The sequence below is a fragment of the Pseudomonas sp. SIMBA_068 genome (assembly GCF_046534705.1).
Taxonomy (GTDB): Bacteria; Pseudomonadota; Gammaproteobacteria; order Pseudomonadales; family Pseudomonadaceae; genus Aquipseudomonas; species Aquipseudomonas putida.
This window is the reverse complement of the sequence record NZ_JAWRYI010000775.1, coordinates 1-262: the sequence shown is the minus strand read 5'-3', so window position 1 is coordinate 262 and position 262 is coordinate 1. Positions and strand designations below refer to the sequence as shown.

General features: G+C 62.6%; 1 pseudogene. It reads right to left on the bottom strand.

From position 1 onward, the window contains the following. Nucleotides 1-262: pseudogene (locus SB756_RS31400) on the bottom strand (DNA ligase B); the annotation flags it as partial.

Genomic DNA, 262 nt, shown 5'->3' with positions numbered 1-262 from the left:
AATCGAGAAAGCCTGCGATTAGACCGGCCTGGATCAATATGTTCCAGGTCTCGCGGCCCATATGCGGTAAAGCCAGGCCCTGGTTGCTGCTGAGCCAGGTCAGGCGCGCGAGCAACTGCTCCTCGCAGCCGGGGTCCAGTTGCCAGCAGCTCAAGGCATGGAACGCATGGGCGTCGGGCACTTGCACTTGCACCCGGGTCTCGTTGCGCAGGATGACTTCGTCCAATCGGGGGATCACCTGGCCGGCCAGGCTGATGGACAC